The sequence below is a fragment of the Buttiauxella sp. BIGb0552 genome (assembly GCF_004366275.1).
In the GTDB taxonomy this organism is placed as follows: domain Bacteria; phylum Pseudomonadota; class Gammaproteobacteria; order Enterobacterales; family Enterobacteriaceae; genus Buttiauxella; species Buttiauxella gaviniae.
On the sequence record NZ_SODY01000002.1, the window covers coordinates 822,092 to 844,129 of the forward strand.

Genomic DNA, 22,038 nt, shown 5'->3' on the forward strand with positions numbered 1-22,038 from the left:
CTAGCGACTGTATCGCGGCGTTAAATGCAGGCACAAATCAGGGCCGACCTGACGGACTTCACTAAAGCTAAATTCTGGCGCATCGGCTAATTTTTCAAGCCCTGGCAGGTTACATAAGCCACGTGCGTCGTTACCTAATAATTTCGGTGCTACATACACAATCAACTCATCAACCAGACCAGCTTGAAGTAGCGCCCCACCAAGTGTTGCGCCCGCTTCCACCCAAATGGAATTCACCTGGCGTTTGCCCAGTAGCATCATCATGACGACCAAATCGAGATGACCGTTATGCTCTGGTACGATAAATTGCTCAACACCATTAGGCCATATTTGCTCATCCGCTTTACAACGTGCAAGCCAGGTTTCACCTGCCTGAGCGATAATTTTGTGGTGCGGCGTCACGAGATTTCCACGATCGAGAATAATGCGCGTTGGCTGGCGTAAGTTTTCTTCGGCGTAAACGGCCTGAGTCGCGCTGTCTAATTCATTCCAACGCACAGTTAAAGACGGATCGTCAGCCAACACCGTTGCACTGCTGCTTAGAATAGCTGCACTTTGCGCACGCAAGCGCTGCACATCACGGCGTGACTCAGGCGAAGTGATCCACTGACTTTCACCACTTGCCATCGCGGTGCGCCCGTCCAGCGACGCGCCAAGTTTAAGTTGGATATATGGGAAGCCAGTGCGCATACGTTTCAGGAAGCCACGGTTAATGACCTCAGCTTCGTTCATCATCAAACCATGGCTGACTTCAATGCCCGCTTCTTTCAGGCGGTACAAACCACGCCCGGCAACTTGTGGATTCGGGTCTTGCATCGCGGCAACCACACGCGAAACACCAGCCGCAATTAACGCATCGCAGCACGGAGGTGTGCGACCGTGATGACTGCATGGCTCCAGCGTGACATACGCCGTAGCACCTTGTGCTTTGTCACCCGCCATACGCAACGCGTGAACTTCTGCATGAGGTTCGCCCGCACGAAAGTGGAAACCTTCACCAACAATTTCGCCATCTTTAGCAATCACGCAGCCAACATTGGGGTTTGGCATAGTAGTAAAACGGCCACGCTTTGCCAATTGCAGCGCGCGAGCCATAAACTTTTCATCAAGCGACATCAGCATTAATCCTGTAAACGGGCAATTTCTTCGCCAAACTCGCGGATATCTTCAAAGCTGCGATAAACCGAAGCAAAGCGGATATACGCCACTTTATCGAGTTTCTTAAGCTGTTCCATTACCAGATTGCCGATCATTTTGCTTGGTACTTCACGCTCGCCTGTGCCACGCAATTGGGATTTGATGTGGTTTACTGCCATTTCAACGTCGTCAGAGCTCACTGGGCGTTTTTCCAGTGCTTTTAAAATACCGCTACGTAGCTTGTCTTCATTAAACGGTTCGCGAACATCATTACTTTTCACGACGCGTGGCATCACTAGTTCCGCCACTTCAAAAGTTGTGAAGCGTTCATGACAAACCAGGCACTGGCGGCGACGACGCACGGATGACCCTTCGCCGACAAGCCGGGAATCAATCACTTTGGTGTCTACTGCGAAACAGAATGGGCAATGCATGGCGCGTCCTGAAGGATTATTCAAATGAACAATAGTTTACCGCGAAGTAGCGGGAGTACAAAGGTAACGCCACATCATCCCAACAAATATGACTTTTCATTAGCGACAAGCTACGCTTAAATCAGGACAAAACCTCAAGGAAAAATTAGCGATGACAAAGAGTTACCTAAGAATACTCCTGGTTAGCAGCCTGGTGAGCCTCAGCGCCTGCGCGCAACAAACTGAAGTTCATCAAATGAAGAGTGAAGTGGGTTCACTGAATAAAGAAATGACAAAGCTCACTGACCAGACAATCAAGCTGACGCAACAAAATGCGCTGAATGCGAAATCAACTACTGGCGTCTACTTGTTACCAGGTTCTAAAACTCCGGCACGCCTGAATAGTCAGTTAGGTAATTTGCAAATGTCGCTGAGCAGCATGACTCCAGAAGCAAATGGCAGCCGTGTGATGCTCGTTATCAAAGGCGAGTCCAACGATCCTCTGCCCGCTTTTACCGGCAAAGTAGAATGGGGACAAATTCAGGGCACTACGGATAACTACCAGGAAGTGAACGTCCAGTCACAGCAATTCAGTGCTCCTGCGAGCGTGCTGGCACCGAGCGATGTCAGTATCCCGTTGTTGCTTTCAGGACTTTCGCCTGAACAATTAGGTTTTGTGAGAATTCACGATATACAACCAGTCGACCCTTCGCAGGCACTACCAGCCCAACAATAGATAATTGCCCTCGTGCTTGCGGGGGTAACCCTCAGTAACATCTGCGTTTTTTGTTACAACTAAACAAATGAAACACGATCAGCACCTTTCACTTCAAAGAATAAATCTAGTGATCTTAATCACATATACCTGTAACAACGGACCATCTATTTGCTTAAATTTCAGAAGCAGGTAGAATCTCGCCCGTTTTTAATGTGCGCAATTGAGAACGCAATCGATTACGTACTTAACGATAATGTGAAATGAAACATATTTTTGTGAGCAGGGATTTCTATAATAGGCGCGTCAATAAAAAGCCAAGTTAATGGTTGATGACCTTAGGTGATAAAACACCTCCTGCCCTCACGGGATCCATGTAAAAAACAGTGGCATATAAAATGAAAAAAATTATTTTGGCGGCTAGCACCGTCCTGGCGCTTTCAAGCTCTTTCACGGCTCAGGCTGAAGAAACAAAAAATACCGAATACCTTTCTGATTGGTGGCACCAAAGCGTTAACGTTGTGGGCAGCTACCACACCCGTTTCGGACCACAAATCCGTAACGATACCTACCTGGAATATGAAGCTTTCGCTAAGAAAGACTGGTTCGACTTCTATGGTTACATGGATGCGCCAGTATTCTTCGGTGGTAACACTGATGCGAAAGGTATCTGGAACCACGGTTCTCCACTGTTTATGGAAATCGAACCGCGTTTCTCTATCGACAAGCTGACTGGCACTGACCTGAGCTTCGGTCCGTTCAAAGAATGGTATGTTGCAAACAACTATATCTACGATATGGGTCGCAACAAAGATGGCCGCCAGAGCACCTGGTACATGGGTCTGGGTACCGACATCGACACTGGCCTGCCAATGAGCCTGTCCATGAACGTGTACGCGAAATACCAATGGCAGAACTATGGCGCATCCAACGAAAACGAGTGGGATGGCTACCGCTTCAAAGTGAAATACTTTGTACCGATTACTTCCCTGTGGGGCGGTAACCTGAGCTACATCGGTTTCACCAACTTCGACTGGGGCTCAGACCTGGGCGATGACAACTTCATGGATAACAACGGCAAGCATGCTCGTACCAGTGATTCCATCGCATCCAGCCACATCCTGTCTCTGAACTACGATCACTTCCACTATGCAGTTGTTGCCCGTTACTGGCACAACGGTGGCCAGTGGAATGACGACGCAAGCCTGAACTTCGGTAACGGTGATTTCAGCGTTCGCTCTACCGGTTGGGGTGGTTACTTAGTGGTTGGTTACAACTTCTAATAGCTGTCTGAATCCTTAAAAAGCCGATCCGCTATTTGCCGGTCGGCTTTTTTGTTTCTGGAAGACAGCCTTCATTTTGCTGCAACTGAATAAAATGATTTAAAGAACGGTCGGGCCGCTCCGAAAAATGCAGCCCCGTGGGGGCCACAGACAAACAGCGATCCAGGCGAAAACTGCGGTAATCTTCACGCGTTTCACACCAGGCTACCAGCAGCCAGACTTCTCCCCAAAATGTCAGCCCAAGCGGGTGTATATTGCGGCTCGACACTTTCCCCTTATGATCTTCATAGTCGATGCGCAGTACTTGAAGCTGGCCAATTGCGCGATGAAAAACATCAAACCACGTTTTGACCTGCGGATATTTATTAAAATCAGGCGAAAGGATGCGGCAGCGCTCCGCAACCGCCCGTCGCTGTGGGGTGAGTACACCAAGCAGCTTTTCTTCTGCCGTTCCGGCAGCCTGCGCCAGCGTTTCACCGCTCCATGTTTGCAGCAGACGAATCGCGGCCACGAGCGCTTCCACTTCGTTCGCCGTAAACATCAGCGGTGGCAAATCATAGCCCGGTAATAATCGGTAGCCGCAGCCAGCCTCACCTTCAATGGGAACACCGGAAAGTGAAAGGTCGCGGATATCGCGATAAATGGTGCGTTCAGAAACCTCAAGGCGTTCGGCAAGTAACGCTGCCGTGGAAATACGACGCCCACGCAGGATCTGGACGATTTGAAAAAGGCGGTCTGCTCTTCGGCTCATGGCGTTATTTCAAAAGAGTAATGCCTGCCAGAATGTCCGGCAGGCGTTTGTCATTCAGTATATACCGGGAGTCAAACCGGTTGATGTAACCCGACACGATTCCCTTCACTGTCGACGATAAGCGCAAAAGTCCCAATGTCATCCGGGAGTTCTTGCGGGCCGAATACGCATTCGCCTCCGGCTTTAACCACACGCTCAAGCATGGCGGCTAAATCAGGTGCATGAAGATAAACAACGGTTCCCTGTGCAGCAGGTTTAAACGCATCGGATTTCAATAGTGCCCCGCCGGGATTCGGCTTGGTATGCGGGAAGATAGCCATCTCCATGCCAGACATACTTTCGCGGCGAAATTCAGTCGCAAAAACAGCTTCATAAAAAGCTGTTGCTCGTTCCAGATCCTGTACCGGAATTTCAAACCAGTTGATGATGGTGTCCATGTGTTTGCTCCTCATTGATAGGGTTCATCGAAGAGTCTAACGAGCCCCTCCTGACAGCATACTGTCAGGAGACTTTTACTCAGGCGAAAAAAAACCGCAGCACGATGGCTGCGGTTTTAGCTTTCAGCGAAACCCTAAAGGTTAAGGCAGAATCGACGGTTGATCCGCGCCTTCTTTCTCTACTTTCTGCTGCAACATGTGCTCACGCTTCATGCCCAGTTTCAACGCCAGTGCAGACGCCACGTAGATAGAAGAAACAGTACCGATAGAAACACCGATAAGCATGGTCAGTGAGAAGCCTTTCAGCATCGCCCCACCGAACAGATACAGCATCAGAATCACAACCAACGTAGTACCGGATGTAATCAACGTACGATGCAGAGTCTGCGTCAAAGAAACGTTGAAGATTTCGTAAGGCGTTCCGCGACGAATCTTACGGAAGTTTTCACGAATACGGTCAGATACTACGATACTGTCATTCAGTGAGTAGCCGATAACCGACATCAACGACGCGACGATGGTTAAGTCTATCTCAATATGGAATAGCGACAGTACGCCCAAAGTTATGATCACGTCGTGCATCAGTGCGATAACCACACCAGCCGCCAGACGCCACTCAAAGCGGAATCCAACATATACCAGGATGGAAAGCAGCGCGGCAAGCAGTGCCAGAGCACCGTTTTGAGCAAGATCGGCACCCACACTCGGGCCAACAAACTCAATACGCTTTATTCCGGCATTTTGGCTGGTTGCTTCGTTAATTACGCTAACGACTTTGCTACCCAACACCTGCCCACCGGTTTCCCCTTTGGCAGGTGGCATACGTACCATAATGTCACGGCTGCTACCGAAGTTCTGCACCAGCGGATCTGCAAAGCCCGCTTTCTGCAACGCTTCACGCATTTGGTCTAAATCCGCTGGTTTTTCCAGCGAGATTTCGATAACCGTACCGCCGGTGAAATCCAGACCCCAGTTAAAACCTTTCACGCCGATAATGGCGAGAGAAAGGATTAGCAGGAACCCGGAGATACCGAAAGCCCAGAAATCCCAGCGCATAAAGTCATGGACTCTACGGCCGTAGTTCAATTGTTCAACAGTATATTCCTGTGCCACAACGCACTCCTCAGATAGACAGCTTGTTGATGCGTTTGCCGCCGTACAACAGGTTTACGATGGCACGGGTACCGACGATTGCGGTAAACATGGACGTCGCCACACCAATACCGGTTGTGATCGCAAAGCCTTTAATTGCCCCGGTGCCTACGGCATACAGGATGATGACCTTGATAAGCGTCGTGATGTTGGCATCGAAAATAGAGCTGAACGCGCCCTGGTAGCCCTCGTGGATAGCCTGTTGCACCGAACGTCCGTTACTAAGTTCTTCCTTAATACGTTCGTTTATCAGTACGTTGGCATCGACGGCGACGGCAAGGGTTAATACGATCCCCGCAATCCCTGGCATGGTAAGCGTTGCCCCTGGCAGCAGGGACATAATCCCAACAATCATTACCAGGTTAACCAACAGTGCAGAGGTCGCAATCAGGCCAAACTTCTTATAGAAGAACAGCATAAAGAGGATTGAAACGGCCAGACCTGCCAGACACGCTTCCAGACCTTGCTTGATGTTTTCCATACCCAAAGTTGGGCCGATGGTACGCTCTTCAACAATCTGAATTGGCGCAATCAATGCACCCGCACGCAACAGCAGAGAAAGCTGGCGAGCTTCATTTGGATTGCTGATACCTGTGATACGGAAGCTGTTACCCAGACGCGACTGAATGTTCGCCACGTTAATAACTTCTTCTTGCTTCGCCAGAATCGCACGACCAGTAGCATCTTTCTTACCGCTGTCTTTGTACTCCACAAAAAGAGTTGCCATCGGTTTTCCGATGTTGTCCTTAGTGAAGTTAGACATGATGTTACCGCCAGCGCTATCGAGTGAAATATTCACCTGGGCCTGGTTGTATTCATCGGTGCTGGAAGTGGAGTCGGTGATATGGTCACCGGTCAGAATCACACGTTTGTACAGGACAACCGGTTGACCTTCACGGGTATCTTTCACTTCGGAATCACCCGGTACACGGCCAGAAGCCGCAGCGGAAGCATCCACGTTAGTGTTGACCAAACGGAATTCAAGCGTTGCAGTCGCGCCAAGAATCTCTTTCGCACGCGCAGTATCTTGAATACCTGGCAGTTCAACAACAATACGATCCGCACCCTGACGCTGTACCAATGGTTCAGCAACACCCAGTTGGTTTACACGGTTACGCAGAATATTGATGTTCTGTTGAACGGCATACTCACGCGCTTCACTCAGGCGAGCATCTGTCATTACAGCACGCATTGCGTTGCTGCCTTGAGCAGAAATCACCAGATCACGATGGCGTGGAGTTAAATAGGAGATAGCTTGATCACGCGTTTGGCTGTCACGGAAAACAACATTGACGCCATAGTTATCGGCTTTACGCACGTTGGTGTACGCAATGCTCTTATCGCGAAGATCGCTACGCAGGTTATCAATGGTTTGTTCCTGCAACTTGCTCAGCGCGGTATCCATGTCCACTTCCATCAGGAAGTGCACGCCACCACGTAGATCCAGACCGAGTTTCATCGGTTCTGCGGAAATAGCGGATAACCAGCGAGGAGTCGCCGCAGCTAAGTTAAGTGCCACAACGTATTTATCGCCAAGGACGCTCATCAGAGCCTCACGAGCACGAAGCTGCGTATCAGTGGTGTCAAAGCGTGCAAGAATCGCACCCTCTTCCAGGGCCACAGACTTAGCGGGGATTTTTTCTGCGTTTAAGGTGTTCTGGACCTGGATCAGCGTTTGCTCACTGGCGGCGACGCCGCGCGCGCCAGTGATCTGAACTGCCGGATCCTCACCATATAGGTTGGGAAGTGCGTATAGCAGACCGACGATAAACACGACGATCAGCATGATGTACTTCCACAAAGGATAGCGGTTTAGCACGGTAGTTCCCTTAGGGAAAAACGAATATTACAGCGCCTTCATAGTGCCTTTCGGCAGAACGGCAGCTACGAAATCACGCTTGATAACCACTTCAGTGGTGTCGTTCAACGCGATAGAGATATAGCCAGTTTCAGCTACTTTCACTACGCGACCAACCAGACCACCAGTAGTCAGTACTTCATCCCCTTTAGAGATGGAGTCCATCAGCTTTTTATGCTCTTTGGTACGTTTTTGCTGTGGGCGCAAGATCATGAAATAGAAGATCAGACCAAATACCACCAGCATAAGAATCAAAGAGTACGGGCTACCCTGCGCCGGAGCACCTGTTGCAGCAACCGCATCAGAAATGATAAAGCTCATTAAAAATCCCTCATTATTAAATTAATCAACATTCAAAGGTGGAACTGGTTTACCGATTCGCTCGTAAAAATCACTCACGAACTGCTCTAATTTACCCTCTTCAATGGCCTTGCGTAAACCTGCCATTAAACGCTGGTAATAGCGCAAGTTATGAATCGTATTGAGGCGTGCACCGAGTATTTCGTTGCAACGGTCAAGATGATACAAGTAGGCACGTGAATAATTGCGACACGTATAGCAATCACACTCAGAATCCAGCGTCGAAGTGTCATCTTTATGCTTCGCATTACGGATTTTCACCACGCCATCAGTAACGAAGAGATGACCATTACGTGCGTTACGGGTTGGCATCACGCAGTCGAACATATCAATACCGCGACGAACACCTTCAACCAAGTCTTCCGGTTTCCCTACGCCCATCAGGTAACGTGGCTTGTCAGCAGGGATTTGCGGGCAAACATGTTCCAGAATACGGTGCATGTCTTCCTTCGGTTCACCTACAGCCAGGCCGCCGACAGCGTAGCCATCAAAGCCAATCTCTACCAGACCTTTTACCGAGATATCTCGTAAATCTTCGTAAACACTGCCCTGAATAATACCGAACAGCGCATTTTTATTCTCAAGAGAATCAAAGCGATCGCGACTACGCTGTGCCCAACGCAGAGACATCTCCATTGAGCGCTTAGCGTAATCCCAGTCTGCTGGATAAGGCGTACATTCATCGAAGATCATTACGATATCGGAACCGAGATCGTATTGAATTTCCATAGATTTTTCTGGATCGAGGAAAATTGCATCGCCGTTGATAGGGTTACGGAAGTGCACACCAGCTTCGGTAATCTTACGGATGTCACCAAGGCTAAAGACCTGGAAACCGCCGGAGTCAGTCAGAATTGGGCCTTTCCACTGCATAAAGTCATGTAAGTCGCCGTGCAACTTCATGATTTCCTGGCCAGGACGCAACCACAGGTGGAAGGTGTTACCCAGAATAATTTGCGCGCCAGTGGCTTCAACTTCTTCCGGCGTCATCCCTTTTACGGTGCCGTAAGTGCCAACAGGCATGAACGCAGGCGTTTCTACAACGCCACGGTCGAACACCAGACGGCCACGACGAGCGCGTCCGTCGGTAGTATCTAATTCAAATTTCACATTTCCTCCAGCATCAGAGAAACAGTCTGATGGTTAAGACAAAACGCCGTCGGAATAACCGGCGGCGTAGAATTTAGTGATTACGCGCCTGGGCGCTCATCAATAGCCTGCGGATTGTACGTGATGAACATGGCATCCCCGTAACTAAAAAAGCGATATTCGGAACTTACGGCTTCTTTATAGGCGTTCATGGTGTTTTTATAACCAGCAAACGCAGAAACCAGCATGATCAGAGTCGATTCCGGCAGGTGGAAATTGGTCACCAGTGCATCAATCACTTTGTATTGATAACCTGGATAGATGAAAATTTGTGTGTCGCCGAAGAAAGGTTCGATAAGGTCATTTTTTGCTGCCTGAGCCGCGCTTTCTAACGAACGGACTGATGTCGTGCCAACCGCGATAACGCGATTACCACGTGCTTTACAGGCTAATACGGCATCAACGACATCTTGAGGCACTTCCGCATATTCGGAATGCATGATGTGGTCTTCGATGCTATCAACGCGCACTGGCTGGAATGTCCCGGCTCCTACGTGCAGCGTGACAAACGCCTGCTCAATACCCTTGCTGCGCAGCGCTTCCAGCAACGGCTCATCAAAGTGCAGACCCGCAGTCGGAGCCGCAACCGCACCTGGTTTCTGGCTATATACCGTCTGGTACAGCTCACGGTCAGATTCTTCATCCGGGCGGTCAATATACGGTGGCAATGGCATATGGCCGATACTGTTTAAAATATCCAGCACGCTGCGGTCGTCTTCAAACTGCACTTCGAACAGCGCATCGTGGCGCGCAACCATAGTGGCATGTACGCTTTCATCATCGCCCAACAACAACTCAGCGCCCGGTTTCGGTGCTTTAGAAGCACGGATATGCGCCAGAATACGTTTGTCATCAAGCATGCGCTCGACCAGCACTTCAATCTTACCGCCGCTCGCTTTACGGCCAAAAAGGCGCGCCGGGATTACGCGGGTATTGTTAAAGACCAGCAAATCTCCAGGGTTGAGCTTGTCGAGCAAATCGGTGAAAGTGCCATGCGTTAAATTACCCGTCGGCCCTTCCAGCGACAGCAAACGACACCCACTACGCTGTGCTTGTGGATAATGAGCAATCAAGGAATCAGGTAATTCAAAGGAAAAATCGGCAACGCGCATGGTTTAGAACTCAAGACTTAAAAAGTGGCGCTACAGTCTAGTGCCAGGGGACTTTCCCTGCAAGGAATAAGCCGCCCTTACGCTATTTACGAATAAGGTTATTATGAATTTTCTCGCCCATTTACATCTCGCAAGCCTTGCTGACAGCTCACTCTTGGGTAATTTGCTGGCTGATTTCGTACGTGGCAACCCGGATGAAAGTTTTCCAGGCGATGTGGTGGCTGGCATCCGAATGCACCGCCGTGTGGATGTTCTGACCGATGGTTTACCGGAAGTGGCGATTGCACGTCAATGGTTCCGCCCTGAAACACGCCGAGTCGCACCAATTACGCTGGATGTCATGTGGGATCATTTCGTTTCACGCCATTGGCAAACGCTAAGCCCGGACATCTCGCTCCCAGAGTTTATCTCCGGCGCTCGCGCCAATATTGAACCGTTCTTATCGGATACCCCACCGCGCTTTATCAATCTTAACCAATATCTGTGGCAAGAGCGCTGGATGGAGCGTTATAGCGACATGGCATTTATTGCTAATGTTCTCAATGGCATGGCTAGCCGTAGACCAAAACTTGATGCTTTGCGAGCTTCCTGGCAAGATCTTGATGCTCACTATGATGCACTTGAAGATCTGTTCTGGCAGTTCTACCCACGCATGATGAATCTAGCCGAACAAAAGAATTTGTAAGCGATCCCAGCCTTGCGATTAAATTCTTGCCCTTTTATAAAAAAGGGCTATTTTGGATCGCTGCTGTGCGAATATTCATTTTTTGATAGGTAAATCCTATCTCATTAATTGGCGTAGCATGCTTGAGTTAGAGGGATTGCCGCCCCTATACTCCCCCCCGTTGCGTTAACACTCACTTTAACAAAATTAACAGGAGTACATATGGTCCTGGTTACTCGTCCAGCCCCTGACTTTACAGCTGCAGCCGTTCTCGGTAGTGGCGAAATCGTTGAGAACTTCAACTTCAAAGCACACACCAATGGTAAAACCACCGTTGTGTTCTTCTGGCCAATGGACTTCACTTTCGTTTGTCCGTCTGAACTGATTGCGTTCGACAAGCGTTACGAAGAATTCCAGAAACGTGGCGTAGAAGTCGTTGGTGTATCTTTTGACTCCGAATTCGTTCACAACGCATGGCGTAAAACCCCTGTTGAAAATGGCGGCATCGGCGAAGTGAAATACGCGATGGTTGCTGACATTAAGCGTGAAATTCAGAAAGCTTATGGCATCGAACATCCAGACGCAGGCGTTGCTCTGCGTGGTTCTTTCCTGATCGACAAAAACGGTATCGTGCGTCACCAGGTTGTTAACGACCTGCCGCTGGGCCGTAACGTTGATGAAATGCTGCGTATGGTTGATGCGCTGCAATTCCACGAAGAGCACGGCGAAGTGTGCCCGGCTCAGTGGGAAAAAGGTAAAGAAGGCATGAACGCGTCTCCAGACGGCGTTGCTAAATACCTGAGCGAAAACGTTTCTAGCCTGTAATCGCTAAACGTTTTTGACGATAAAGGCCGCGCAAGCGGCCTTTTTTATTGGCTTGAGTAGTTAAAACGCAAAGCAAGAACATCCCATCACACCCCAGAATGCCCCTTCATCCGCAATCGGGATTGCCGATTTACGCGCAGTGTCATGCTGGTGACCATGCACATTGCAGCTACCACAACACTGATGCACCTGCGCCATCATACCCACTTTTGCGGCTTCTGGCGGTGCCGAGCGGTAATGTCCAGGAACAGTGGTAACGGGTGACCATTCAGGCACGACCGGAATTGGCGGCGGTGCTAGCAGCGTAAATGCACCTGCTGCGTAAACCACCTTGCCGTCAACGAATGTCAGCACAGACTCAATCCCTTTAATCTCATCCTCGGTTACTTTGAAGAAATCTTTCGAAAGCACAACTAAATCGGCCAGTTGCCCGGTTTTAATGCGCCCTTTTTTACCTTGTTCACTGGAAAACCACGCGCTGCCTGCAGTCCACAACTCAAGTGCCACATCGCGTGAAAGCCGGTTATTGTCGTCATACATTTGCATGCCGCCAACGGTACGCCCCGATACCAGCCAGTAAAGCGCCGTCCATGGGTTGTAGCTGGCAACTCTTGTCGCATCTGTGCCTAACCCAACAGGCAATTCAGCGGAGAGCATTTTCGCGACAGGTGGCGTCTGCTTAACCGCCTCTGCTCCGTAGCGTGCGGCATAATATTCCCCCTGAAACGCCATACGGTGCTGCACTGCAATCCCGCCGCCCAACGCTTTAACACGCTCGATATTTTTCTCAGTAATCGTTTCTGCATGGTCGAAAAACCAATGCAAACCATTAAATGGGATATCGCGATTCACTTTCTCGAATACATCCAACATGCGGCTGATGGACTCGTTATAGGTCGCGTGCAAACGGAATGGCCAACGATGCTCTACTAAATGGCGTACCACGCGTTCCAGCTCTTGCTCCATGCCTTCAGGCAAATCTGGGCGAGGCTGTAAAAAATCTTCAAAATCAGCGGCGGAAAAGACCAGCATTTCTCCGGCACCATTCGCACGATAAAAATCCGTCCCCTGCCCCGGTTTAAGCATATCGGTCCATTTTTCAAAATCTTCCAGTTCATGCTGCGGGCGCTGGGTAAACAGGTTGTAAGCGATACGCACTGTCATCTGCTTTTGAGCATGCAGCTGGTCGATTATCTGGTAATCCTCTGGGTAGTTCTGGAAACCACCACCAGCATCAATGGCGCTGGTTACACCTAAGCGGTTGAGCTCTCGCATAAACTGACGCGTCGAGTTCACCTGCATATCAAGTGGCAATTTCGGCCCTTTCGCGAGTGTTGAATAGAGGATCATTGCATTCGGTTTGGCGATTAGCATCCCGGTTGGATTACCATTGCGGTCACGCATAATTTCACCTCCCGGCGGGTTGGGCGTCTCTTTGGTGTAGCCCACCGCTCTAAGTGCCGCCTGGTTTAGCAGTGCACGGTCGTAAAGATGCAGCACAAAAACGGGCGTATCCGGTGCCGCTTCGTTGAGTTCTTCAAGCGTCGGCATGCGGCGCTCAGCAAACTGAAACTCCGTCCACCCTCCAACCACACGTACCCACTGCGGCGAAGGGGTGCGCAAAGCCTGATCTTTTAGCATGCGCAAAGCATCCGCAAGCGAAGGGATACCTTCCCAACGCAGTTCCAGGTTGTAATTAAGCCCGCCACGAATAAGGTGCAAATGTGAGTCATTAAGGCCGGGTATTACCGTATGGCCTTTGAGATCAACTCGCTGTGTTTCCACACTCGCAAAGCTCATTACCCACGACTCATCTCCTACTGCGATAATTTTGCCATCTTTGATTGCCACCGCCTCGGCCAGCGGTGCTTCACTATCAAGGGTATGAAATTGACCGTTAGTGAGAATTAATGAAGCAGATTGCGACATAACCTGTTCTCCTCAGTGGAACGTTATTTTTTCAGCCAGCCTGCAAACAGGCGCGTCATGATTGGCATCCATAGCCACACCACCAACGCCACCACTAACGCGTCATTGATGAGATGTAACAAAAGCGAACCATGCAGCGAAGGGAAAACCATGGCAGTGATGCGTGGCACCACATTAGTGCTTGGGAAAATGACAGCCAGCGTTATCAGGAATTGCTTCCACTGCGCCGGACGTTTGATCGTCGGTGTTTCTGGGGTGAACCAAAAAACGTTTTCGGTGCGCACTTCCAGATGATCGTCCTGGCTGAGGATCGGTTTGATCTCATCGACCAACGCTTCACGCTCAGCTGATTTCGTCCAGGTGGTGAGATTTTCCAGCGTATCGAAGCGGATAACGATGTTGTACACATCGTTTCCGGTCGTTGGGCGAATAACGTGCACCCCGAGATGCCCGGGATAGCGTGCCGCCGCAGGCATAATTTTCGCGAGCCAATCTTCGTATCGCGTAGCATGCCCCGGTTTCAGGGCGTGAGTAATAACCAACGTAACCGTATTGTTGTCAGCCATGAACTGTTCCTTTGAATCAGGCTTTTCGCTCTGGCGCGCCATGAACCATGGTGTAGGCGTAATCAACCCCTATCCCGTACGCGCCGCTGTGCTCGCGCACCAGATCCATAACCGCGTCGTAAGTGTCACGCCGCGCCCAGTCACGTTGATACTCAAGCAGCACTTGCTGCCAGGTCACCGGAACCGCCCCTGCCTGAACCATGCGGTCAATCGAACGCTCATGCGCATCCACAGAGGTGCCGCCTGAGGTATCGGTCACTACATACACTTCAAAGCCTTCTCCCAGCGCCATTAATGTGGGGAATGTCAGGCAGACTTCCGTCCACAACGCAGAAATCACCAGCTTCTTTCGACCGGTGGCTTTCACCGCTGCAACAAAAGCAGCGTCTTCCCAGGAATTCATTGAGGATCGTTCGATTGGAGTTATTTCAGGATGAACAGCCAGCAGTTCGGGCCAGATGTAGCCACTAAAACTTTTAGTTTCCACTGAGGTAAAAATGGTAGGGACGTTAAAAATCTTGCCTGCTTTTGCGAGCGCTACCGTATTGTTTTTCAATGTTTGTCTGTCAATATTTGCGACACCAAAAGCCATCTGCGGCTGATGATCGATAAAAATCAGAGTTGAGTTAGTCGGGTCGAGAAGTTCATGTATAGACATAAAATTTCCTTAAATTTCATCTAGATAATTATGGAGAATGCACACAGTGCTTCCTCCCAATTGGCATGAGATCTGGGAATGTCTAACTTAAGCGGGTCTTAACTGTGGGGGGACGAAGAATAAGAATAGCAGCGGTTTTCCCCTTCGCGTGGCAAAAGGGAAACCGGTTACACAATTACAAGCAATGCCAAACGGAAACCGAAACAGCAGGCAGCGCCAGTTGTTGGTTTTCAAACCTGGCTTCTCCTTCAAGCCGAGTCCAGGTTTTGTCGTTTAACAGGGGTTGCCTTGGCAGCGTAACCGCCACATTTTCTCCCCTGTTGATTGCCACCAGCACCCGCTCGCTTTGGTAAACGCGCACAAATACCACTACGTCGCCGTCAGCGTGAATGACCTGGCAACCTCCCAGGCGCAAAGCCCGGCTTTTATGTCGCAACTTTCCAAGGCGTTGGTAAAGCGCCAGCAGATCGAGATCCTGATGATCCGGGTTCCACGGGAATGGCTTACGACAGAACGGATCGTTATTACCATCCAGACCGACTTCATCGCCGTAGTAAACGCAAGGCACACCAGGCCAGCAATACAGCCACACTACCGCCAGCGGTAACCTGTCGACGTCATTACCCAGAATCGACTTGAAACGCGCAGTATCATGGCTATCAAGCTGGTTAAACATCCGCAATTGCTGCTGCTGAGAAAGCCCCGCACGATATTCATCCATCCAGGCCATACATGTTTGTGCGTCGATATGCTGCGGATCGTAGGAAATATCGGTGTTCGCAAGGAATCCCCACAGCGGGAATGTGAAGCCACGGTAGTTCATTGCCGCATCTTCAGTGTCATTCTGTAGCCACTGTCGCGCATCCCCAAAATGCTCGCCCAACACATAAGCATCGGGATTGGTCTCTTTTGCAGCTTTGGTAATGCCCGTGACATGCAGGAAGTTATTCCTCGCCCCACCAGCCTCACCGAGCATATGCACCACATCAAGCCGCCAGCCGTCGATGCCCCACGGCTCACGTAACCAATGGCGCACAATACTGTCTTCCCCCTGGTAAACCTCATCGACCAACGAGGAAGACTGATAATCCAGTTTCGGCAAGCTGGAATAGCCAAGCCAGTCGAGCGCATGCCCCTCTTGGTTATAGCTGTAAAAATCACGCCATGGAGATTGTGGATTGTGGCTCGCCCCCTCTCCATGAGTTTGCTGCCTGTCAAACCACTGATGCGTATCACCACTGTGGTTAAACACGCCGTCCAGCATCAGGCGCATGCCGTATTTCTGAGTATTTTTACGCAGGCGCAAAAAGGCGTGATCGCCGCCGAACTGCACGTCTACGTGGCGATAATCCTGAGTATCGTATTTATGTACGCTCGGCGCGGTGAAGATAGGATTGAGATACAGCGCGGTGACACCCAGCTTTTTCAGGTACGACAGGTTTTCGCTAATCCCATCCAGATCGCCGCCATAAAATGTCGATCCGCCGGCATCTCCACTGAGCGGTTCATCCCAATTGCGCAAAATGATGTCGCGTTTTGCCGCATGGTGATAATAAACCTGATCCTGCTCTGGCGTGCGTTGCTGACTACGCGCAAAACGATCGGGGAAAATTTGATAGAAGATCTGATCCTGTACCCATTGCGGGCCGTCATCCGGAAGATCGATCGCAAACTGCTCAAGTCTTGCAGGCGGAATTGATCTCAAACCTTGCGGTGTTAGCCAGCGCTGTTTATCCAACCACAGCAGCTTGAAGCTGTAGCGTCGGCGCGGCTGCCCTTCGGTTAGATCAATCACACCGCGCCATGCCACCACACCCTCTTCGGGAGCCACTTTTTGGCGCGTCATCTGTATTGAGGTTTCTTCATTATCCTTTTCGTAACGCAGAACTACACGTTGCGGTAAATCATCGCCAGAAACCCACAATGTGATGTACAACTTGTCTTTACGTGTTTGTATGAAAGGGGGCACCGGAAGGTGCCATGCATTCAACATAATCGTATCCCCAGAAAATTTATTGCCGCCACCTTGCCACAGCGTAGCTGGCTATCACTCATCGTTGCTATTTTTATTGGGGGATGAAAGCGGGGGATGAGAAATTGAGCCGTTTGCTTAATAAGTTAGCGCTACCTATAGTGAGAATATTCTCACCGTTCAGGAGACCGTTATGTCTATCGTCCGAAATATTACTCTGCTTCTTTGTGTAGTCTGGTCTGCCAATTCTCTGGCAAATTCGGCTTACGAATCTCTGCAGTTTGGCAAATATAAACAACAAATTATCAGCGACTTAAAGAAGGCTTGCCACCCGCAGAAGAAAACATCTGATGAGGTCTGGGCGAATAAAATCCTCTCTAATGAGGATAATAAAGCCTATATCCGTGATGCGAGGATTGCTCTTGAGCGCAATAACGAGAAAAACTACTGGGATGCGATAAGCAAAGTGGAATGCCCGGAGATGTAAGCAGCAAGGTGGATTTCGCTTACGCTAGTCCACCTGACAACGGTGATTAAACTCCGTTGCTGCTTTCGCTTGCGGCGAGTATCTGGCGGCGTTTGAATAGCCAACCGATCAACAGCAAAACTATCCACACACAGCCAACATACAGCGAAATGCGGGTGTCCGGGTGCCAGCCGATAAGCGCGATAATAAACACCAGGAACACTAGCCCGACTGCTGTGGTCGCAACGCCACCCGGAACCGGGAATTTCAGCGCCTTTGTTTGTTCTGGTGAAAGTTTGCGACGGAAAGCGATCTGCGACAGCAAAATCATTATCCATACCCACACGGTGGCAAATGTTGCCAACGACGCAATCACCAGGAAGACGTTTTCCGGAATCAGATAGTTGAGCACTACAGCCAGTAGCAGCGCACAGCACATCACTAATACGGTGACCCACGGAATACCGTTACGTGAGGTTTTGGCGAACACTTTCGGCGCACTACCCTGCTCTGCCATACCATGCAGCATACGGCCTACACCGAATACGTCACTGTTAATGGCAGAAAGCGAGGCGGTGATAACAACAAAGTTCAGAATGCCTGCCGCAGCCGTTATCCCCATATGCTGGAACGTCAACACGAACGGGCTACCTTCCGTCCCAACCTGGTTCCACGGGTAAATCGACATGATGACAAACAGCGTGCCCACATAGAACACCAGAATGCGTAAAGGAACAGAGTTGATCGCACGTGGAATCGACTGCTGCGGGTCTTTCGCTTCACCGGCAGTAATGCCAATGATTTCAATACCGCCGTAAGCAAACATCACCATCTGCAACGACATAATCATGCCTATCCAGCCATTGCTGAAGAAGCCGCCATTGCTCCATAAGTTATGAATACCTGTTGGCTTGCCGCCGTTACCAATACCCCATACGATGATGCCAATGCCGGCAGCAATCATGATAATGATGGTGGCAACCTTGAAGAATGAGAACCAGAACTCCAGCTCGCCGAACACCTTAACGCTCATCAGGTTAATGGCACAAATAATCAGCACCACACTCAATACCCAGACCCAATGGGGCACTGCGGGGAACCAGAGCCCCATATAGATACCGAAGGCGGTAACATCTGCAATCGCCACAATCAGGATCTCAAAACAGTAGGTCCAGCCAGTAATATATCCGGCTAATGGGCCAAGGTTGTCTTGCGCATAACGGGAGAATGAACTGGCTGAAGGGTTATGAACCGACATCTCGCCGAGTGCACGCATAATGATATATGCCGCCACCCCGCCAATGATGTAAGCCAGCAATACACTTGGGCCAGCCATTTTAATTGCGTCTGCCGAGCCATAAAACAGCCCGGTGCCAATTGCCGAACCCAACGCCATAAAGCGTATGTGCCGGGTACTCAAGCCGCGCTTGAGTTTATTAGCGTTTTCCATTGATTCCATACCTGCTTAACAATAAAAAAAACCACGGAGCTAAGCCCCGTGGTTGAACATAATTTTAATTTTTAGTGGGCGGCGGATGCCACCTGTCGCCCTGCGGCGCGGTCCCAAATGATGGCAATAACCACCATGATGACCGTTGGTGCTAGCCATGCCAACCCTTGATCAGCAAGCGGCAAACGCGCCGTCCACGCTGGTAAAATATCACTGATTGCCGAAGCTTTAATCCCATCAAGGATACCGAACAAGGTACTGATGAGCATCGCCGGAGCGATAACGCGAGTTGAATTATGCCACCACGGACGGGTGAAACTCAGTACCACCAGCGCAATACACGGTGGGTAAATTGCCGTCAGCACTGGAATCGAAATCTGAATCAAATGGCTCAGGCCGAGGTTAGAAACCACCATCGAGAACAGGCCAAGGATAAACACCAGCGAGCGGTAAGACAGCGGCAGATACTGGCTGAAGAACTCAGCACACGCACAAGTCAGGCCAATCGCCGTTACCATGCACGCGAGGAAAATCAGCGCGGCAAGGAAGAAGCTACCGGCACCACCGAAGGTATGAGCAACATACGCATGCAGAATTGCGGCACCGTTCGCGTTTTGATCGCTAACCAGCGATGCGCTGTCAGAACCCAGGCGGAACAGTGCTAAGTAAATAAGCGTTAAGCCGATACCTGCAATCAGGCCAGCCCAGATGGTATAGCGCGTCAGTAAGCGAGATTCAGTAACGCCACGTGAACGCGCTGCGTTAACAATGACAATCCCGAAGACCAAAGATGCCAGCGTATCCATGGTCAGATAACCATTGACGAAGCCGTTAGAAAACGCCGCATGTTGGTACGCTTCAGTCGCGGTGCTGATACCACCAGCAGGCCACAGAATCGCACCGACTGACAACGCTAACAGCGCGACAATTTTTACCGGAGCCAGCACATGACCAACGGTATCCAACAATTTGCCCGGATACAAAGAGATGGCCATAACAATGGCAAAATAAACCAGGCTGTAGATAAACAGAGCAAGTTCACTGCTGCCAACCAGCGGCGCAATCCCCACTTCGAAGGAGACAGTCGCTGTACGAGGTGTCGCAAACAGTGGTCCAACGGCCAGATAACAAACGGTGGCCAACAGCACACCGGCACGGCGGCCGATTGGCGAGCTCAGGCTATCAATACCACCACCAACACGAGCGATAGCGACAATAGTCAGAACGGGCAGGCCAACTGCGGTGACCAGGAAGCCAAGGGAGGCAATCCAGACATGCTCACCAGCCTGTAAACCCACCATTGGCGGGAAAATGATATTGCCTGCTCCGACAAACAGCGCAAAGGTCATAAAGCCCAGTGCGAGGATGTCTCGAGATTTCAAATGATGAGTCATAAAATTTATACAGCCTGTGGATGTGTGGTGTTGAAAGTTTTGAAAATATTCAAATTTTTATACGGGTTAACTCGGCATAAAAGCGGCAATTGGTAGTTACGACAGCGGAAAATCCTTTCCTGGATCGGTGGAGAAGAATAGTTGTTTGAATTACCACTCAAATCCAGTCGGTCTACCAATTACAGGGGCGCAATTAAAACGCTTATAGCGTTTGAAGGCAAGAAGGGATCCAAAAACCAGATTGATATCCTTAAATTAGCCAGAAAGTTAGAGGATAAGTTTATCCATCAGAAAATATCATGGTCGTTTGTGCGGTCAAATTACAACCAATCGAGGATTATTGATTTACATCTGAGCAAAAAAAACACAGACCAGAAGACTGGCCTGTGGAAAGTGTTTTTGACACAGCCAGAGCAAGCTACTCTGGCTGAACCACTTTTTCGTTAACGATAAGACGCTCAGGCAGTACAAAGGAAAAGGTCGTTCCTTTACCCGGCTGGCTTTCAATATGAAGACGCGCATCATGATGGCTCAAGGCATGTTTCACTATCGCAAGCCCCAGCCCGCTGCCACCGGTTTGCCGTGAACGCGCTTTATCCACGCGGTAGAAACGCTCGGTCAGGCGTGGAATGTGTTCGGCTGAAATGCCCGGTCCCGTGTCCGCAACGCTAAAGCACGCCCCACCCGCAGCCCGTTTCCAGCTCACGGTAATATGTGTGCCATCTGGCGTATGGTTTACGGCGTTATAAACGAGGTTTGAAATCGCACTGCGCAATTGTTCTTCATTACCAAACACTTTTAAAGCCGGATCAATATCAAACTGTAACGTCTGTCTTTGCTGGCTGAGAGTTTGCGCTTCGCGCTCCACCACACGCAACATCAGTGGCACATCAATCTTTTCATTGAGCACCATCGCGGGTGCAGCTTCAATTTTTGACAACGTGAGAAGCTGCTTAACCAGCCCTTCCATACGCGAGGTTTGTTCGCGCATCGTGCCCAACGCTTTCTCGCGCAGCGGGCCTTCAAGGGTTTGATCCTGCATCATCTCCAGATAACCTTGCAGCACCGTTAACGGTGTACGCAGTTCATGGCTGACGTTGGCAAAGAAGTTGCGACGCGCCCCTTCAAGCTGGTGCATCTGAGTCACATCACGCGCCACCAGCAGCCACTGTTCGTCGCTATAAGGCATTACGCGAAATTCCAGATGGCGGCCATTATTGAGTACCAGTGTCAGCGGGCGAGCAAAATCTTTCTGCGACAAATAGCGGGTAAATTCAGGGTAACGCAGCAAGTTAAGGATGTTCTGCCCGTTATCATCCGGCCAACGCAGTCCCAATAATTGTTGAGCAAGTCCATTACACCAAAAAATCGTCCCTTCTTCGGTGGTCAGTACGACCGCATCGGGCAATGATTCTGCACCGCTACGAAAGCGCTTAATCAAATTGCCTAATTCTTTTCGGCGCTTTTTATTACGCAGTTGCATCTGATGCAGGCCGTACAACAGCGGGTCCCAACTCCCCCGCCCCGGCGGAGGTGTCATGCTGCGATCAACCCACAACCACCACGACAGACGCAGCAGATTCCAGAAATGCCAAACCAGCAGCCCAGTGACTGCCAGTAATAAAAACCACGGTAAATGGCCAAAAATAAGGCCTAAAATGACGGCCGGTATACAACAGAGCACCAGCTCCAGTACCAGCCTTTTCCATGACAACCGTTCCAGCACGCGTCACTCTCCTGATAAGGA

21 protein-coding genes are annotated in these 22,038 nt (G+C 50.1%); 5 read left to right on the plus strand and 16 right to left on the minus strand.

The genetic code is table 11. The features are described from left to right. Together ribD and nrdR are read right to left on the minus strand one after the other, a co-directional pair. Positions 1-1,116 (minus strand): bifunctional diaminohydroxyphosphoribosylaminopyrimidine deaminase/5-amino-6-(5-phosphoribosylamino)uracil reductase RibD, encoded by a 1,116-nt coding sequence (ribD, locus tag EDF88_RS08535; RefSeq protein WP_134184055.1) that lies wholly within the window; start codon positions 1,114-1,116, stop codon positions 1-3. Positions 1,117-1,121: 5 nt separating this feature from the next. Continuing rightward, positions 1,122-1,571: a transcriptional regulator NrdR gene (gene nrdR / locus EDF88_RS08540; protein WP_064516598.1), complete on the minus strand. Its 450-nt coding sequence runs from the start codon at positions 1,569-1,571 to the stop codon at positions 1,122-1,124. 151 nt (positions 1,572-1,722) lie between these two features. On the opposite strand from nrdR, the gene EDF88_RS08545 reads away from it, so the two are divergent. Then, positions 1,723-2,286 carry a DUF3251 domain-containing protein gene (locus EDF88_RS08545; RefSeq protein WP_134184057.1) on the plus strand — a complete coding sequence of 188 codons (564 nt, stop codon included), beginning with the start codon at positions 1,723-1,725 and terminating at the stop codon, positions 2,284-2,286. Between the two features lie 377 nt (positions 2,287-2,663). Then, on the plus strand, positions 2,664-3,548 hold the full coding sequence (locus tag EDF88_RS08550; RefSeq protein ID WP_064516594.1) for a nucleoside-specific channel-forming protein Tsx: 885 nt from the start codon (positions 2,664-2,666) through the stop codon (positions 3,546-3,548). Positions 3,549-3,579: 31 nt separating this feature from the next. Here the strand turns inward: EDF88_RS08550 and EDF88_RS08555 are convergent, their stop codons facing one another. From EDF88_RS08555 to queA, 7 genes are all read right to left on the minus strand, one after another. After that, positions 3,580-4,299 (minus strand): YafY family protein, encoded by a 720-nt coding sequence (locus EDF88_RS08555; RefSeq protein ID WP_134184059.1) that lies wholly within the window; start codon positions 4,297-4,299, stop codon positions 3,580-3,582. 71 nt (positions 4,300-4,370) lie between these two features. Further along, positions 4,371-4,736: a VOC family protein gene (locus EDF88_RS08560; protein ID WP_064516591.1), complete on the minus strand. Its 366-nt coding sequence runs from the start codon at positions 4,734-4,736 to the stop codon at positions 4,371-4,373. Positions 4,737-4,877: 141 nt separating this feature from the next. Further along, positions 4,878-5,849 (minus strand): protein translocase subunit SecF, encoded by a 972-nt coding sequence (gene secF / locus EDF88_RS08565; RefSeq protein ID WP_064516589.1) that lies wholly within the window; start codon positions 5,847-5,849, stop codon positions 4,878-4,880. A 10-nt stretch (positions 5,850-5,859) separates the two neighbouring features. Further along, a complete protein-coding gene (secD, locus tag EDF88_RS08570; RefSeq protein ID WP_074392041.1) occupies positions 5,860-7,707 on the minus strand; it encodes a protein translocase subunit SecD in 1,848 nt (615 codons plus the stop codon). Positions 7,708-7,734: 27 nt separating this feature from the next. Continuing rightward, positions 7,735-8,067: a preprotein translocase subunit YajC gene (gene yajC / locus EDF88_RS08575; protein ID WP_034457929.1), complete on the minus strand. Its 333-nt coding sequence runs from the start codon at positions 8,065-8,067 to the stop codon at positions 7,735-7,737. A 21-nt stretch (positions 8,068-8,088) separates the two neighbouring features. After that, complete coding sequence (tgt, locus tag EDF88_RS08580) at positions 8,089-9,216, minus strand: tRNA guanosine(34) transglycosylase Tgt (RefSeq protein WP_064516584.1); 1,128 nt, start codon at positions 9,214-9,216, stop codon at positions 8,089-8,091. A gap of 80 nt (positions 9,217-9,296) precedes the next feature. Then, positions 9,297-10,367 carry a tRNA preQ1(34) S-adenosylmethionine ribosyltransferase-isomerase QueA gene (gene queA / locus EDF88_RS08585; RefSeq protein ID WP_064516582.1) on the minus strand — a complete coding sequence of 357 codons (1,071 nt, stop codon included), beginning with the start codon at positions 10,365-10,367 and terminating at the stop codon, positions 9,297-9,299. A 103-nt stretch (positions 10,368-10,470) separates the two neighbouring features. Here queA and acpH point away from each other — a divergent pair, with 103 nt between their 5' ends. Both acpH and EDF88_RS08595 read left to right on the plus strand, forming a co-directional pair. Then, the gene (acpH, locus tag EDF88_RS08590) at positions 10,471-11,052 is read left to right on the plus strand and encodes an ACP phosphodiesterase (protein WP_064516580.1); all 582 of its coding nucleotides are present in this window, start codon (positions 10,471-10,473) and stop codon (positions 11,050-11,052) included. Between the two features lie 201 nt (positions 11,053-11,253). After that, positions 11,254-11,856, plus strand: coding sequence for a peroxiredoxin C (locus tag EDF88_RS08595; RefSeq protein ID WP_034457921.1), 603 nt, complete (start codon positions 11,254-11,256; stop codon positions 11,854-11,856). 60 nt (positions 11,857-11,916) lie between these two features. Here the strand turns inward: EDF88_RS08595 and EDF88_RS08600 are convergent, their stop codons facing one another. From EDF88_RS08600 to malZ, 4 genes are all read right to left on the minus strand, one after another. Then, entirely contained in the window at positions 11,917-13,785 is a 1,869-nt protein-coding gene (locus EDF88_RS08600; RefSeq protein ID WP_134184061.1) for an amidohydrolase, read from the minus strand. Positions 13,786-13,808: 23 nt separating this feature from the next. Continuing rightward, on the minus strand, positions 13,809-14,351 hold the full coding sequence (locus EDF88_RS08605) for an antibiotic biosynthesis monooxygenase (protein ID WP_134184063.1): 543 nt from the start codon (positions 14,349-14,351) through the stop codon (positions 13,809-13,811). A gap of 16 nt (positions 14,352-14,367) precedes the next feature. Then, on the minus strand, positions 14,368-15,009 hold the full coding sequence (locus tag EDF88_RS08610) for a hydrolase (RefSeq protein ID WP_064516574.1): 642 nt from the start codon (positions 15,007-15,009) through the stop codon (positions 14,368-14,370). A gap of 175 nt (positions 15,010-15,184) precedes the next feature. Continuing rightward, positions 15,185-17,002: a maltodextrin glucosidase gene (gene malZ / locus EDF88_RS08615; protein WP_134184065.1), complete on the minus strand. Its 1,818-nt coding sequence runs from the start codon at positions 17,000-17,002 to the stop codon at positions 15,185-15,187. Between the two features lie 172 nt (positions 17,003-17,174). Here malZ and EDF88_RS08620 point away from each other — a divergent pair, with 172 nt between their 5' ends. Next, complete coding sequence (locus EDF88_RS08620; protein WP_064556978.1) at positions 17,175-17,468, plus strand: YicS family protein; 294 nt, start codon at positions 17,175-17,177, stop codon at positions 17,466-17,468. 46 nt (positions 17,469-17,514) lie between these two features. On the opposite strand, the gene proY is transcribed toward EDF88_RS08620, so the two are convergent. The 3 genes from proY to phoR form a co-directional block, all read right to left on the minus strand. Further along, positions 17,515-18,897 (minus strand): proline-specific permease ProY, encoded by a 1,383-nt coding sequence (proY, locus tag EDF88_RS08625; protein WP_134184067.1) that lies wholly within the window; start codon positions 18,895-18,897, stop codon positions 17,515-17,517. A gap of 71 nt (positions 18,898-18,968) precedes the next feature. Then, a complete protein-coding gene (gene brnQ, locus EDF88_RS08630) occupies positions 18,969-20,291 on the minus strand; it encodes a branched-chain amino acid transporter carrier protein BrnQ (RefSeq protein WP_064516566.1) in 1,323 nt (440 codons plus the stop codon). A 418-nt stretch (positions 20,292-20,709) separates the two neighbouring features. After that, positions 20,710-22,017 (minus strand): phosphate regulon sensor histidine kinase PhoR, encoded by a 1,308-nt coding sequence (phoR, locus tag EDF88_RS08635; protein WP_064516561.1) that lies wholly within the window; start codon positions 22,015-22,017, stop codon positions 20,710-20,712. Positions 22,018-22,038: the final 21 nt, after the last annotated feature.